This window comes from Thermodesulfovibrio sp. 3907-1M (genome assembly GCF_040450955.1).
GTDB classification, from domain to species: Bacteria; Nitrospirota; Thermodesulfovibrionia; order Thermodesulfovibrionales; family Thermodesulfovibrionaceae; genus Thermodesulfovibrio; species Thermodesulfovibrio autotrophicus.
The window spans coordinates 1,133,061-1,148,388 of the sequence record NZ_CP144373.1 but is presented as its reverse complement, the minus strand read 5'-3'; the positions used below and the strand labels follow the sequence as shown (position 1 = coordinate 1,148,388).

Sequence of the window (15,328 nt, the reverse complement as noted above, 5' to 3'; positions counted from 1 at the left end):
ATATGGAGAAACCTGTAAAACCAGATTTACAGTTTGCAAAAGAGATTATAAAAGCTGGTGGAGAATCTTTAAAAAAGTGTTATCAGTGCTCCACATGTACTGTTGTATGCCAGCTCTCACCTGATAAAGCACCTTTTCCAAGAAAAGAAATGCTTTATGCTCAGTGGGGAATTAAGGAAAAACTTTTCCAGAATCCTGATATATGGCTATGTCATCATTGTGGTGATTGCACAGCCTACTGCCCAAGAGGAGCAAAGCCAGGTGAAGTTTTAGGTGCTGTGAGAAAGCTCATGATACAGAACTATTCACCGCCTAAATTCCTTGCCAGATGGGTAGCAGATCCCAGATACATATTGCTTATCTTTCTTATTCCGCTGCTGTTCTTCCTTGGTGAGATGGCAGTTTTGGGTTACTTCAGTGGAGTAGAGATTCCAAGGGGTGAAAATGGAGAGATGTCATATGTGGCGTTTCTACCTGCAGTTCCGTGGATTGATGTTCCCTTTATGGCATTGGCAGCTTTTGCAATAATTTGCTTTTACAATGGCGTTAAGCGATACTGGCTTGACCTTGCACAAGGAACGGAGATTAAGCGCAAGGATATATATGGATGCATATGGGAAACCATAAAAGACATACTTCTTCATAAGAAATTTCAGCTCTGCGGCGTAAATAAAGGAAGATATACAGCTCATATTCTTGTTCTTTATGCCTTTATCGGACTTGCTATAACAACTGCTATAGCTGCATTTTATGAATGGGTACTGAGATGGGAATCTCCATATCCACAGACAAACATTGTGAAGATTATCGGAAATATAAGTGGAATTGCGCTTATTATCGGAATGTTCCTTGTTATTGTAAATAGAAGTAAGAATTCGGCAAAACAGGGAATTGGAAGTTACTTTGACTGGCTACTTATTACCATAATTGCTGCAGTTGGAGTTACAGGATTTCTTGCTGAAATTCTAAGACTTGCTGAAGTAGAAACACTTGGATATGCCTCATACATTGCTCATCTTGTATTTGTGTTTGCTCTTTTTGCATATGCTCCTCATTCAAAGATGGCACACATGGTTTATAGAGCAACCGCAATGGTTTTTGCAAAAGCCTCATTGAGAGAGGAAGCTGCAATCAAGCAGGAAGAAGCAGCATAGAGAAAGGGCGGCTTAAGCCGCCCTTAAATTTTTATTTTTCAAAAAACAAGTTTTTCAGTAACAGGTCCAAGAAGAGTTATTGAAAAATCCTTTTCTTTTAAAATTGATGCCATATCCTTCACTTCATTAAATGAGACTGCTTCAATCTGTCTTATCTGCTGCTGAAGAGTATAACACTGTCCAAGATATAATTCCTGATAGGCTAAATTGTGCATTACTGAGCTTGGAGATTCCTGAGAAAAAATAATTTGCGATATTGTCTGAGTTTTTGCCCTTTCAAATTCTTCCTTTTTCAAGTTTTCAGGAATCTTTTTTAATATTTTAAAGATTGATTCCACTATTTTGTTTATTTTTTTAGGTTCACAAGCAGTATAAACTCCAAATAAACCTGTATCGTGATAAAAGGAAGTAAAAGAATAAATATTATAAACCCAGCCTCTTTTTTCTCTTATTTCCTGAAACAATCTTGAGCTGACGCTTCCACCAATAATACAGTTAAGCAGAATTAGAGCATACCTGTGAGAACTGTTGAAAGGGAAAGTCTCTGTTCCCATACATAAATGGATTTCATTTAAGTCTTTTTCATGGAGTTTAAGAGATGGAGAAAAAAGGGCGTTACTATTTATCACGACTTTTTTAGGAATCCTGGGTTTTATGTTTTTTTCAAGGCTTTCAATTAATTTTTCTTCATCAAAACTTCCTGCGCAGCTTATAATAGAGTTTCCATAAAACTCATTATAACGGTCAACAATATCTTTTCTTGTTATTGTTAATACTGCTTCCTCTCTGCCAATAATGGGTTGTCCAAGCCCATCAGGAAATGAGTTTTCCATAAAAAGATCATGAACAAGCTCATCTGGCGTATCATTTATTGTTCTGATTTCATCAAGAATAACAGAACGTTCTTTTTCTATTTCTTGCTCAGGGAAAAGGGGATTTGAATAAATGTCCCCAATAAGTTCTATTGCCTGAAGCATGTAAGTATCAAGAACTTTTATATAAATTGAAGTAAACTCTCTTGAAGTAAAGGCATTTATATCTCCTCCCAGAGTATCAATCTCAAGTGATATTCTGTGAGCATCCCTCTTTGGAGTTCCCTGAAAAAATAGATGCTCTATGAAATGGGATAATCCATTTTTTGAAGAAGGCTCATGCCTGGAGCCATGTTTTATCCATACTCCAAGCACAAAAGATCTGTAGCCTTTCATTTCATTCATTAATACAGGGATGTTGGATGACAGATAGGTCTTTTTAATCATCAAGATTATTTTTTTGCTATGCTTCTGCCTTCAATCTCTCTTAAAGCTTCTTTTCTGCTCAGGCGAACCCTTCCAAGTTCATCAATCTCAATTACTTTTACAGGAATCTGATCTCCCACTTTTAAGACTTCTGAAACTTTGTGAATTCTTTTATCAGCAATTTGAGATATATGAAGTAATCCTTCCACTCCTGGCATTATTTCAACAAAAGCTCCAAAATCTGCTATTCTTGTTACTTTACCCATGTAAATTCTTCCCAGTTCTGCCTCCTGCGTAATTCCTTTAATGATTTCAATAGCTCGTAAAGCTGAAGCTTCTCGTGAAGATGCAATTTTGATAATTCCCTCTTTATCTTCAATGTCTATTTTTACCCCTGTTTCTTCTATAATGCTTTTAATTACCCTTCCTCCTGTGCCAATGATGTCTCTAATTTTTTCGGGTTTGACCTGTATTTTATATATTCTTGGAGCATATGAGGAAAGCTCCTTTGGCTGACTGATGGTTTCGTACATTTTTTTGAGGATAGATAATCTTGCCTGCTTTGCCTGTTTTAAAGCTTTTTTAAATATTTCATAATCTATGCCAGAAATTTTTACGTCCATCTGAAAGGCTGTTATACCTTTTTCAGTTCCTGCTACTTTAAAATCCATATCACCATAATGGTCTTCCATCCCGAGTATATCAGTAAGTATTACAACTTCATCGTCCTCTTTAATGAGTCCCATGGCAACCCCTGCTACATGAGCTTTTATTGGAACTCCTGCATCCATCAAAGAAAGACTTGCTCCGCATACTGTTGCCATTGATGATGAACCATTGGATTCAAGAATATCTGATACAACTCTTATGGTATATGGAAATTCATCTTTGGAAGGAATTACATACTGTATAGCTCTCTCTGCAAGATATCCATGACCGATTTCTCTTCTTCCAGGTGCTCGCAAGGGCTTAACTTCTCCTACACTGAATGGTAAAAAATTATAATGAAGCATGAATGTTTTGAATATTTCTCCTTCAAGAGAATCAACCTTTTGTTCATCTTCTGAAGTCCCAAGAGTTGTTGCAACGAGTGCCTGTGTCTCTCCTCTTGTAAATAAAGCAGAACCATGAACTCTTGGCAGTATTCCTACCAGACATGTAATTGGTCTTATTTCATCAGGTTTTCTACCATCCACTCTCAATCCCTTTTTTACAACTGTCTGTCGAATAAATTTTTTCACTACTTTATCAAAGGCATTGCTAATTTTTAGGGAGTCTACTTCTTCTGTGCTTAAATTTTGTATGCATTCATTAAGTAGTTCTTCAAGTGCCTGCTGTCTTTCAAGCTTTTTTTGTATAAATAAGGCATTTTCAATTTTTCCTGAAATGATATTTAAAATAGCTTCTTTGAGAGTTTCATCTTCCTGGACTTTAATTTCTCTTTTTGGTTTTCCTGCTAAAAGAGCAAGTTTTTTCTGGATAGCTATTATTTCTTTAATGTGAGTGTGAGCAAACTTTAAAGCTTCTACAAGCGTGTCTTCAGAGCACTCTTGAGCCCCACCTTCAACCATGGTAACAGCTTCCTCTGTGCCTGCGACCACAAGATTAAGGCTGCTCTTTTCAGATTCTTCATTGTCAGGATTCAAAATGAAATCATCTCCAATCAGACCAACTCTTACAGCCCCCACAGGTCCATTAAATGGTATATCAGAGATGGTAAGGCTTGCTGAAATTCCGATTATACTTAAGATATCGGCAATGTTTTCATCTCCATAGGAAAGAACAGAGGCAATTCCCTGAGTTTCATAATTAAATCCCTCAGGAAAAAGGGGCCTTATTGGTCTGTCAATCAGACGGGAAACCAGAATTTCTCTGTCCGTTGGTTTACCTTCTCTTTTAAAAAAACCTCCTGGAATTTTGCCTGCAGAGTAGGCTTTTTCCTGATAGTCAATGGTTAGCGGAACAAAATCCAGCCCTTCCTTAGGAGTTTTTTCAGCAACTACAGTGCATAATACATATGTATCACCATATTTTACTAAAACTGAGCCATTTGTTTGTTTTGCAAAGATTCCCGTTTCAAAAATAAGTTTTTTCCCTTTAACTTCAATTTCTACTTCCACATTCTACCTCATCTTTAATTTATTTTCTGATGCTAAGCCTTTCAATGACTCTGTTATATCTTTCTCTGTCAATTTTTTTGAGATAGTTTAAAAGTTTTCTTCTTTGAGCTACCAATTTAATGAGTCCTCTTCTTGAGTGATGATCCTTCTTGTGAATTTTAAAGTGTTCAGTTAAATAATTAATTCTTTCAGTCATTAAGGCAATCTGCACCTCTGGTGAACCTGTATCAGTTGGATGCATTTTAAAACTTTCAATAATCTCTTTTTTTCTTTCTGGAGAAATTCCCATACTTTCACCACCTTTCCTAAAGGGATTAACTTTAAAAATTAACATAAAATTAAAGATTTAGTAAAGTTTCAGGCTTAGGTATTTACTGAAATAAGCTTAAAATCACCTTCTAATTCCTTAAGAAGGTTTAATCTATTCTGATGACAGCTCAGTATAATTACTTGATTTGATTTTGCAATTTCCTGTATTAAGTATTTCATACCCCTGATAAATCTCTCATCATCTGAATGAGCAAAGGGTTCATCCAGTATTAAAGGAATTTTTATATTTTTACTTAAAGCCTGAGCAAGAATGAGTCTCACAGTAAGGTATATCTGTTCCACCATTCCTCCGCTGAGTTTAGTTTCAATTTCTTTTTCCGATAAATCATATTCAATTTCTGGCACTTTTATATTAAAGGAAAGGTCTTTGCTAAAAGATATGTTTACTGTTTTACCTGTTATTTTACTTAAAAGCTCTGAAGCTGATACATTTAATCTTTCAGCCCAGACTTCATGATGTTTCTCCGTAATAGTTTCAATTACTTCAAAAGACTTTTGTAAGGCTTTTTTAAATCTCTCCAGGGTTTTTAAGTATTTTTCTGAAGCCTCTATCTTTTCATCTAACTCTTCAATCTCTTTTCTGCGCTGAATAATTTTTTCATAATCCCTCTGGAGTTGATGGATTTTGTCCTTTAACTCTTCTTTGGTTCTAAGCAATTCATCTTTTTTTTGTTCATATTTTTCAATATCTTCATAATTTATTTCCCCATCGGTGAGAATTCTTGATTCATAAAACTTTATTTCCTCCTCTGACAGAAGATTTTTTTTGTAGTCTTCAGTCTTTTTAGCGTTTTCTATAAATTCTTTAATTTCTGCTTTGTGCATGTTCATTTTTTTAAAAATACTGAAGAATTCCGATGCGTCATTTATAGAAAATTTGGAAATAAGCTGCTGCGCATGTTCAGAAAGACTGGTATTTTTCAGTTGTAACTCTTTTATTTCGTTGGTTAATTTTTTATTTTCACTGTAAAGTTTAAGTTGATAAAAAAGCAGAGGAATACTAAGGAGAATTCCAGAGTAAAATATTTTGTTTATAAATCCTGCTATGATGCTTAATAAGGCTATTATGAGAACGAGCAAGTATAGTTTTTTTGATAAAATTTTTATCTCCTTTTGCCTCTGCTGTTTTGATTTTAAACTCTGTAGCAATGTCTGAATTTCATTTTCATAAAGAATTATAAATTGCTGCTCCTCAGATTTTAGATTTTCAAAATTCTTGTAAAAATCAACGAGTTTTTCAAACTCCTTTAATTCCTGGTTTCTTCTTTCAAGTTTTTCAAGCTCCCTCCTGTAAAGATTATCTCTCTGGATTTTCCATGTAGCATAATTACTTTCAATCTTTGTTAGTTTATTATTGATTTTTTCCAGTTCATGCATTGTCTGAGCATATTTTTCAATAATATCCGCTTGCAATTCTGTCAAACTTTTTAAATGTGACTTTTTTTCCTGGTACTGAGCCAGTTTTTCTTTCCATGATTTTATTGCTGTATCCAGCTTTCCCTTTGTGGCAAAGGGAAACAGTGATCCCGCATGAATGCTTTCATGTAGTGCCTCTTTTATTTTCGCTAAAGCTACCGATGCTGATGTATCCTGAAAACCGGTATCAATAGCTCTCTCTAAAAAAGATGTAATTGAATAAAGCTCCTTGGTATTTACTCCTGCCTTTTGAGTTAAAAAAGAAGTATTGATAAAAACTTCCCGTGAAAGATTGAAGATAATCTCTCCCGGCGATTTTTTTACAATCCTTCCTTTATTTTTAGTTTCAAATTTTAAGGGATTTCCATTTTTTAATATTCTGTATCCGTTGGAGCCTCTAATAATCTGATAGAAATCATTCTCTGATTCAATCTCAATTGTAATGTTGCCGTTGTTTAAAAGATGACTGCTTTTTAGGGGATATAGGGCTTCAAGTATAGAATTTGCAAGAAGGGATTTGCCAGCTTCATTTCTGTCCACAATCAGACAGCAGGGGTGTTCAAAAATAAATTCCCTCTGCCTGTAAATACCTACATTTTCTATGAGTATTCTTTTTATCTTAATCATAAAATTTTGGTGTTATCTGTTTACCGGCAAAAGCATCAAGTCCGTATATTAAAGCATCTTCAAGAATTTGTTTTTCCTCATCATCTGACTGCTCTATCATTTTGAGCATTTCATTAATAAAGATACCAATTGTCGTTTGTGGTGAGACTTCTCTTAATCTTTCAATATCAAATTTTGTGAATTCAGAAATATCAAATAAAATTTTATGTCCAGAAAAAAGCTCTTTCAAATAGTTTATATTTAAATCGCCCATTCCTTTTATTTTCACAATAAAAAGGGTATCCTGAGGAGCGTCACTCTCTGTGATCTCATTGGATATAATATTTTTAACTTTTTCCATATTTTGAGATGCTGAAATCTCAATTTTTTTGATTGAAAAATCACTTAACCCTACGAATTCTGTTTCAATTTTTGTTTTACCACCCTCCTTTACAATTTCAACAATCAGTCCACCCCTTTTACCATACTCATAGATTGAAGCTGGTACCATACTGCCTGAATAGGCTGCTTTTATTCCTGAGTCATCAGAGATTTCTGAGTAATTATGATAGTGTCCTAAAGCAATATAATCAAAGCCTGATTTTAAAATATCGCTGTCTTCAAAGGGATGCCAGACTTCTTTGCTTTCAGGGTTAAAGTTAACTCTTGATGCGTGAATAACTGCTATATTAATTTTTGCTGGATTAATATTGATAGATTTATCAAAAGCTCTTGCCTGCCTGTTAATACAGGGCTTTCCATAAATATTGACATTGTCAAGTGGGAAAAATGAAAATTCTGGTTTTTTAAACACTTTTACATTTTCCTGCCATCCTTTAAATCTGAGTATATTAAGAAGTTTCTCATCATAGGGACAATCAGGTGCTAAAAAGTCATGATTTCCAGGTGAAATAATAACAGGTTTTGGATAGATTAATTCAAAAACTTCGTTTAAAAACTCTATGTCTTCCCTGTAAATTTTATCGTTTTCAAAAAAATCTCCTGCCACTATCATGGCATCAAGCTGTTTTTCTTTAATGATTTTAAACGCTTTTAATAGAGCCTGTTGACAGTATTTAAGTCTGTCTATTTCCTTGATTTTTAAGCCTAAATGAAGGTCTGAAACATGCAAAAATTTAAACTTCATTCTTTATTATAAAAAATACTTGACATTATATGAAAAATTTGGTATTGTTTACATCAAATCCTTAATCTATCAATAAAAAAGGAGGTATGAAGTATGACAAAGGCAGAGTTGGTAAGCAAAATTGCAGGGAAGGCAGAGCTTACAAAGGCTGAGGCAGCGAAGGCACTGGATGCCACAATTGAAGCTATTAAGGAAGCTCTAAAAAAGGGTGACAAAGTTACATTAGTAGGATTTGGCAGCTTCTATGTTTCAAAGAGAAAGGCAAGAAAGGGAAGAAATCCAAGAACAGGACAGGAGATTAAGATTCCTGCAACAAAAGTCCCCAAATTTACAGCAGGAAAAGCCCTGAAAGAGGCAGTAAAGTAATCTACAAATTTATTTAGGGGGGGATCTCCCTCCCTAAATATTTTTAAAAGTGAAAAATTGGTCTGAGTTTCTTTTAAAACACATTTTCAAGGAAAAAATTCCTCCGAAACAGCAACTTAAAAACTTGATTCTAAAAGCTTCTGAACTTTTTACTTTTTCAGATTTTAAAAGACCCATAGATTACATGAAAAATCAAGATTTTTTAAAAGGTTATCTTGCCTATTTTGTTCCCGTAAATTTGTCAAAGCTATATGGCATTCTGAAAGAGCTTTTCAGACATCCTTCAATTTCTCATAAAAAAGATTTAAAAATAGTTGACATTGGTTGTGGTCCTTGTCCAGCAGTTCTGCCAGTCTTTAAGCTATTTGAGGAGGGAATAATTTCAGCAGGCTATATTAGATATGTTGGTGTTGAATTTGAAGAGCAGGCTATAAATTTTGCAAGAGAAATGATTGAGAGATTTAAACCATATAATTTGCCTGTAAATTATGAATTTTTAAAGGCTGATGCATCGGATGTAAAAACATATGTTGAATTGAAAGAATTAAAACCTGACATAATAATTTTTTCAAATTCTATGGGAGAAATATTTGATAAACAGAGAATAAGCCAGGAGGAGTTTATAAAATTCATAAGGTATTTTATTTATCGGAATGAAAATTTTACCCTGATTATTATTGAACCGGCAACTAAAAGGAGCTCTACGAGGCTTCATAAACTCAGAGATAGTCTCATTGATGAGCTTAAACTTTATCCTTACAGCCCCTGTCTGAATAACCTTCCCTGTTCTGCTCTTAGAGCAAACAACTGGTGTTATGAAGAAAGGAGATGGATTCCTCCGGAATATCTTTCATTTTTAAGCGCGGTGGGATTGCAGGTAAACTATCTTAAATTTAGCTATGTAGTTTTAAGAAAAGATGGGATAAACATAAAAGATAGTTTTCCAGAACATGAGATGGTGATAAAAAACACTTCCCACATTCTCAATGAAAAAGGAAAAAGCAGACTGTGGGGATGCTGGGATGGAAGACTTGTTGATATTGAGAGATTGAAAAGAGACTATACAGATGATGATTGCTGGCTTAAAATTAAAAAAGGATGTTATTTTTCTTTTGATAAGTTTATTGAAGTCTCAGAGAAAAAAGTTCGTATTCCTAAAAATTCTAAAATAGAAATTCTTTACTGTCCTGAAGTCGTATCTTTTATTTCATTATAGGCAAGACGGGCAATTGCTCCTGCAGTATGAACTTTAAGCTCCTTTTTAGTTTCAACTGAAGCTTCTTGTAATTCTTTAATCTTCTTTAATGCTATCTCGGGGTCTGCGCGAAGTATCATTCTTACTGTATTTTTCGTGATTCCCACCAGGCTGGCTATCTCTTCTTCGGTTTTTAAAAATTTTTCTTTAAGCACTACTGCATAAGAAGCTCTTGCTAAAGCAGGAAGCCATGTAAGGCTTCTGTATTCAGCAAGTTTTCTAATTCCCCCAAGAAGCTCAATTGTTTTGAAAAAAACCTTTTGTGTAATCTGCTCAACATCAGAAGACTCATCTTTTTGAGGCTTAACTTCAATAACCATTTTTTACCTCCCAATAGGTTCAAGGATTTTTACAAGTCCTGTTTCTGTTATTTCAAGAAAATGCGTTTTTGTATCATGCCCTGAAAGTCTGCAACCATCAATTCTGAAAAGTCTCACGATATCACCAATCTCTTTTTTATAAAGTTTCACTTTGTATGCAGAATCAACCAGTTCTTTAGCCAAAACCATTGTTCCATCAACAATGTGTCCCACAGCATATCCTCCGGCAGCTTCTGCAGTGAGTTCTTCATGTCCGCTTCTTTTTTGTGATACAAGAAGTGCTGTTTGATACCATTTTTTTAGAAAATTGAAGATCTGTCTTACCACAACTCTTGCAAGCATTTCTTTGTTTTCAAAAAGCCCTGTAACAGAATCAATTACTGTAAATTTAACTTTATAGTTCTGAATTACATAGACGAGTGTGGAAAGAAGTTCTGGAATATTCTCTCTTAAGCTTCCATAGGAAGCAGCATCAATCAAAATTATGTTGTCTTCAAATTTCTCAAAATTATAACCCATTGCCTGTGCTCTGAGTTTAAGCCCTGCAACAAGAAAGTTAGCAGGAGCCTCAACGGTTATAAAGGCTACTTTATATCCCTTTCTTGCCTGTTCTACAGCAAACTGTTCAACCATTAATGATTTTCCTGTGTCCGAAACTCCTGTGATATTAAAGACAGAGTAGGCTGGAATTCCTCCAAGAGGCTGATTAATAAGCCTGCCATCCTTTGAAGCAACTATATAAAAAAGCTCATCAAGCCCTTCAATTCCTGTTGAGACTCCTTGTATTTCTGGAGCTTTTTCAAGTGCCTGTCTGGCAGTAAATATAGCCTTTTTAACAGGCTCAGGATATTCTTTCTGTTCTTTTAATGTTTCTGTAATTTCAGTCTCCTTTTTCATCTTACGCTTTTAAATTTTGAATCAACTCCTCCACAGCAATAGCAGGCATTGTCATAAGTTGAACTGTGCCTCTTGAACCAAGTTCAACAGACATCTTCATCACAGTGATGTTATCCGGAGCTTCTACGATGTTTACAAAATCATAAGGACCAAGAACAGCATACTGTGCAACTATCTTTACTCCCATCCTCTCAATCTCTTTGTTGACTTCAATAATTCTTTCAGGTCTTTCCTTTAATGTCTCCCTTCCTTCATCTGTAAGAGTGCTTAAAATAACATAGTAAGGCATAATACACCTCCTGCTTTTTTTAAATTATACCAATTTTTTTGCAAATTTTTTATAACTAAATTGCGAATGGGAAAAGCTGTTTTTCGCTTTCCGAGGTGCTCAATGCCCTGAGGAATCTCTGAATCTTTCAATACAGAAAAAGCGGAAGGAGATTCCTCGCTAATGCTCTGAATGACAAAGGAAAAAGCTCGGAATGACACCTTTTTTCTGTCATTGCGAGCCCGACGGAGTCGGGCGTGGCAATCTCATCCGCTATCCGAATCTGTCATTGCGAGCCTCTCTTACTGTCATCCAGAACTTCTCTTTCTGTCATTCTAAGAGATTGGGTGACAATTCCGAGCCGAAGGCGAGGAGTTTTCTTCCTAATGCAAAAACACCCGTGATTCTGTCACTTATCCTACGGTTGCTCACAATGACCAGTGAAACGGTAGTTTTATCATTTTATCAGCAAAATTGGTTGCTTAGTTTGCCTTTTTTGAAGTTGATTATTTAAACTATCTCTATGAATCTCGGGCGTGAGGAGTTTCTTTCTTTAGCCGAACACTACAATGTTATTCCCATTTACAGGGAGATAATTGCTGATCTTGATACTCCCGTGGGTGCTTTTTTAAAACTCAATAAAAAACCCTCTTTCCTCCTTGAAAGTGTTGTGGGAGGTGAGAAATGGGGAAGGTATTCTTTTATTGGATTTGATCCTGCTTTTATAATAAAATCAAATGGAAGAAGCATAGCTCTGGAAGGTTCAAACCAAGCCCGCTTTGAGAATGTAAATCCCTTTGATTTTTTAAAAGATTTTTTCAGAAAATTTAAAGCATACATAGAACCCTCACTTCCAAGATTTTTCGGAGGCATGGTCGGCTACATATCTTATGATACTGTAAAACTTTTTGAAAAAGTTCCAGACCTTGCTCGCTCCGATCTTGATATGCCTGATATATTTCTCATGATTCCAGAAACCCTTTTAATCTTTGATAATCTCAAACAGTCAATAAAAATCGTCTACAATGCTTTCCTTAATTCTGAAGTTGCTTCAGAGGCTTACGAAAAAGCTCAGGATAAAATAGACACAATAATAAGAGAGCTGAAAAATCATAAGGATGAAAGATTCAGGTCCTATTTATATGTTTCAGAAAACCAGTTTAAAGAACCATTACTCGGATTTACTTCAAACTTTAAAAAGGAAGATTTTATCAATGCTGTAAAAAAAGCAAGAGATTATGTTCTTTCAGGTGATGTTGTTCAGGTTGTTATCTCTCAAAGATTTGAAACCTGTTCAGAGGTTCATCCCTTTGACATTTACAGGGCTTTACGAATAATAAATCCTTCACCATACATGTTTTATATTGATACAGAGGAAGGATATCTTGTTGGCTCATCTCCTGAAATCCTTGTAAGAGTGGAAGATGAAAAGATTACTTTAAGACCCATTGCAGGAACCCGTCCGAGAGGAAGAACTGAAGAGGAAGATCTATCTCTTGAAAAAGAGCTTCTCAGTGATGAAAAAGAAAAGGCTGAACATATTATGCTTGTTGATCTTGGAAGAAACGATGTTGGCAGGGTTGCAGAAATAGGCAGTGTTATGGTTACAGAGCTTATGACAATTGAAAGATACAGTCATGTTATGCATATTGTGAGCAATGTTGAAGGCAGGCTCAGAGGAGGGCTTGATATTTTTGATGTTTTTATGTCCTGTTTCCCTGCAGGAACCGTAACAGGAGCACCGAAGATAAGAGCAATGCAGATTATTGAAGAGCTTGAGCCAACCCGAAGAGGTCCCTATGCTGGAGCAGTTGGCTATTTTGGTTTTAGTGGAAATATGGATATGTGCATAGGCATAAGAATGCTTGTGATTAAGGATAAAAAAGTATTCGTTCAGGCAGGTGCTGGTATCGTGGCAGATTCAGTTCCTGAAAAGGAGTATACTGAAACAGTTAATAAGGCAACTGCCATGCTTAAAGCAGTGAGTTTTTTGGAGTTTAAGGAGCAGAAATGATTCTTTTAATTGACAACTATGACTCATTTACATACAATCTTTATCAATACATTGGAGAAATCAATCCAGATATTGTCGTTTACAGGAATGATCAGATCACCATAGAAGAAATTGAAGAGCTTAATCCTGAAAAAATAATAATATCGCCAGGTCCTTGTACTCCGAAAGAAGCTGGAGTTTCATGTGATGTAATAAGGCATTTTGCAGGTAAAATACCAATTCTTGGAGTATGTCTTGGTCATCAGGCAATTGGTGCAGCCTTTGGTGCAAAAATAGTTCGCTCTGCAGAGATAATGCATGGTAAGACCTCTCTCATTTATCATGATGGGAAAACGATTTTTAAAGGTCTTCCCAATCCATTTGAGGCAACGAGATATCATTCACTCATTATTGATAAGGAGAGTTTACCAGACTGTCTTGCTATCACAGCATGGACCTCAAATGGTATAATTATGGGTATAAGGCATAAAGAATACATAATTGAGGGTGTTCAGTTTCATCCTGAAAGTATTCTTACAAAAGTTGGAAAGGATTTATTAAAGAACTTCTTAACACTATGATATCTGAGGCAATAGTTAAATTAAGCAAAAAAGAAAATCTGGAGCCTGAACTTTTAAGAGAAAGCTTTATTGAAATTATTGAAGGTAAGGCATCAGAGGCTCAGATTGCAGCTTTTCTTATGGGGCTTTCTATAAAAGGTGAGACAGAAGAAGAAATTCTTGAAGCAGTAAAGCTTTTTAGAGAATATGCAATAAAGATTAAAGCTCCTGAGAATGCTATTGATATTGTTGGAACAGGTGGAGACCATTCAGGAACATTCAATGTTTCTACTGTAACAAGCTTTGTTGTTGCTGCAGCTGGTATTCCTGTTGCAAAGCATGGCAATCGCTCTGCTTCAAGCCAGTGTGGGAGCATTGACGTTCTTGAGGAGCTTGGTGTAAAAGTTAATATGCCTCCTGAGACTGCTGAGAGATGTCTTTTTGAGTGTGGAATTACTGTTCTTTTTGCTCCTCTTTATCATCCTGCAATGAAGAGAGTTGCTCCGGTAAGAAAAGAGCTTAAAATAAGGACGATGTTTAATATTCTTGGTCCGATGCTTAATCCTGCACAGGTTAAGCGTCAGCTTTTAGGTGTTTTTTCAAGGCAATACATGGAAACAATTGCAAGGGTTTTACAAAAACTTGGCTCCGAGGATGTAATGGTTGTCCATAGCAATGACGGGCTTGATGAGATAACAGTAACAGAGAAGACATACATTGTAAGAGCTAAAAACGGAGAAGTAAAATCAACCATGATTTCTCCTGAAGATGCAGGCTTTAAAAGAGCATCCCTTCAGGACATAAAGATTAGAAATAAAAAACAAAGCGCAGAAATATTTTTGAGTATTCTTAAAGGTGAAAAATCTACATGTCTGGATATGGTTTTAATTAATGCTTCTGGAGCACTTCAGCTGAGCAGTCTGGCATCAGATTTTAAAGAAGGAGTTGAGATAGCCAGAGAATCAATTTACAGCGGCAGGGCTTACAGAAAATTTGAGGAATTTAAAAAGTTTTCTAATCCAAGTTAAACATGGTTGAATTAGGTAAAATACAGAGACTCAGCGTAGATGAATTCAAAGGCAAAAAAAGACTTTTTTGCGTTCCCAATATTTTTGTTGTTGATGAGGAAGATGAAAAACTTAAAAATTTAATTGAGAGATACTGGCAGGAAGCAGGTTTTCATGTTGAAAAGCTTGAAAAATTAGGCTTTGTTACCAAGATATTTGTGGAAACAATATTCATTGAAGGACAGGAAGCAGTTGATGTCATAAGAGAGACAAATCCTTATCTTTATCCATTCATAGAGAAAAAAGTTTCTGAAGGAGCTACTGTTATAGGGATTGAAGATCCTGAAATATTTGGAGAGTTTATTGATTGGGGGAATTGCCTGAGAGTTGTTAAAACCAATGCTGTGATCCAGAAAGTTTTTGATTATTTTAATCAAGTAACTGAGAGGCGAATAAAAGAAATAAGCAATAAAATTTCAGATAAACTTCAGGAAGGAGAATCAGCAGTTTTGATATTAAGAGATCAGGACAGGATTAAACTTTCACTTCCAAAGGATATAGAAATCTTCATTGTTGTTCCCTCTGCATATGATGAGATTCTCAGGTATTTACGAGATAAGTTCCTATCTCAATAAACAGGTGACAAAAAAG

The 15,328-nt window shown here is 35.3% G+C and carries 15 protein-coding genes; 7 read left to right on the top strand and 8 right to left on the bottom strand.

Going from position 1 to position 15,328, the window contains the following annotated elements; all coding sequences use genetic code 11:
* Positions 1–2: 2 nt before the first annotated feature.
* Positions 3–1,154: a quinone-interacting membrane-bound oxidoreductase complex subunit QmoC gene (gene qmoC, locus V4D30_RS05935; protein ID WP_353683404.1), complete on the top strand. Its 1,152-nt coding sequence runs from the start codon at positions 3–5 to the stop codon at positions 1,152–1,154.
* Between the two features lie 38 nt (positions 1,155–1,192).
* Here the strand turns inward: qmoC and V4D30_RS05930 are convergent, their stop codons facing one another.
* The 5 genes from V4D30_RS05930 to V4D30_RS05910 form a co-directional block, all read right to left on the bottom strand.
* A complete protein-coding gene (locus tag V4D30_RS05930) occupies positions 1,193–2,362 on the bottom strand; it encodes a pitrilysin family protein (protein WP_353683403.1) in 1,170 nt (389 codons plus the stop codon).
* 56 nt (positions 2,363–2,418) lie between these two features.
* Complete coding sequence (gene pnp / locus V4D30_RS05925; protein ID WP_353683402.1) at positions 2,419–4,512, bottom strand: polyribonucleotide nucleotidyltransferase; 2,094 nt, start codon at positions 4,510–4,512, stop codon at positions 2,419–2,421.
* A gap of 19 nt (positions 4,513–4,531) precedes the next feature.
* On the bottom strand, positions 4,532–4,801 hold the full coding sequence (rpsO, locus tag V4D30_RS05920) for a 30S ribosomal protein S15 (protein ID WP_353683401.1): 270 nt from the start codon (positions 4,799–4,801) through the stop codon (positions 4,532–4,534).
* Positions 4,802–4,875: 74 nt separating this feature from the next.
* A complete protein-coding gene (locus V4D30_RS05915; protein WP_353683400.1) occupies positions 4,876–6,885 on the bottom strand; it encodes an AAA family ATPase in 2,010 nt (669 codons plus the stop codon).
* Positions 6,878–8,011 carry a metallophosphoesterase gene (locus tag V4D30_RS05910; RefSeq protein WP_353683399.1) on the bottom strand — a complete coding sequence of 378 codons (1,134 nt, stop codon included), beginning with the start codon at positions 8,009–8,011 and terminating at the stop codon, positions 6,878–6,880. The genes V4D30_RS05915 and V4D30_RS05910 overlap by 8 nt, the downstream gene beginning before the upstream one ends.
* Before the next feature lie 93 nt (positions 8,012–8,104).
* Here V4D30_RS05910 and V4D30_RS05905 point away from each other — a divergent pair, with 93 nt between their 5' ends.
* Positions 8,105–8,377: an HU family DNA-binding protein gene (locus tag V4D30_RS05905; RefSeq protein WP_353683398.1), complete on the top strand. Its 273-nt coding sequence runs from the start codon at positions 8,105–8,107 to the stop codon at positions 8,375–8,377.
* A 49-nt stretch (positions 8,378–8,426) separates the two neighbouring features.
* Positions 8,427–9,593: a small ribosomal subunit Rsm22 family protein gene (locus V4D30_RS05900; RefSeq protein ID WP_353683397.1), complete on the top strand. Its 1,167-nt coding sequence runs from the start codon at positions 8,427–8,429 to the stop codon at positions 9,591–9,593.
* Here the strand turns inward: V4D30_RS05900 and V4D30_RS05895 are convergent.
* The 3 genes from V4D30_RS05895 to V4D30_RS05885 are packed head-to-tail and all read right to left on the bottom strand — an operon-like array spanning position 9,557 to position 11,138.
* Positions 9,557–9,952 (bottom strand): hypothetical protein, encoded by a 396-nt coding sequence (locus V4D30_RS05895; RefSeq protein WP_353683396.1) that lies wholly within the window; start codon positions 9,950–9,952, stop codon positions 9,557–9,559. The two genes, V4D30_RS05900 and V4D30_RS05895, sit on opposite strands and share 37 nt — an antisense overlap.
* Before the next feature lie 3 nt (positions 9,953–9,955).
* The gene (locus V4D30_RS05890) at positions 9,956–10,849 is read right to left on the bottom strand and encodes a KaiC domain-containing protein (protein WP_353683395.1); all 894 of its coding nucleotides are present in this window, start codon (positions 10,847–10,849) and stop codon (positions 9,956–9,958) included.
* 1 nt (position 10,850) lies between these two features.
* Positions 10,851–11,138, bottom strand: coding sequence for a GYD domain-containing protein (locus V4D30_RS05885; RefSeq protein ID WP_353683394.1), 288 nt, complete (start codon positions 11,136–11,138; stop codon positions 10,851–10,853).
* Positions 11,139–11,640: 502 nt separating this feature from the next.
* Here V4D30_RS05885 and trpE point away from each other — a divergent pair.
* Genes trpE through V4D30_RS05865 form a run of 4 tightly spaced genes read left to right on the top strand, consistent with a single transcriptional unit; the run spans position 11,641 to position 15,312 of the window.
* Complete coding sequence (trpE, locus tag V4D30_RS05880; RefSeq protein WP_353683393.1) at positions 11,641–13,131, top strand: anthranilate synthase component I; 1,491 nt, start codon at positions 11,641–11,643, stop codon at positions 13,129–13,131.
* A complete protein-coding gene (locus V4D30_RS05875; RefSeq protein ID WP_353683392.1) occupies positions 13,128–13,691 on the top strand; it encodes an aminodeoxychorismate/anthranilate synthase component II in 564 nt (187 codons plus the stop codon). The genes trpE and V4D30_RS05875 overlap by 4 nt, the downstream gene beginning before the upstream one ends.
* Positions 13,688–14,698, top strand: a complete 1,011-nt coding sequence (trpD, locus tag V4D30_RS05870) for an anthranilate phosphoribosyltransferase (protein ID WP_353683391.1) — start codon at positions 13,688–13,690, stop codon at positions 14,696–14,698. Before V4D30_RS05875 ends, trpD begins: the two co-directional genes overlap by 4 nt.
* Positions 14,699–14,700: 2 nt before the next feature.
* The gene (locus V4D30_RS05865; RefSeq protein WP_353683390.1) at positions 14,701–15,312 is read left to right on the top strand and encodes a hypothetical protein; all 612 of its coding nucleotides are present in this window, start codon (positions 14,701–14,703) and stop codon (positions 15,310–15,312) included.
* The last annotated feature ends 16 nt before the right edge of the window (positions 15,313–15,328 follow it).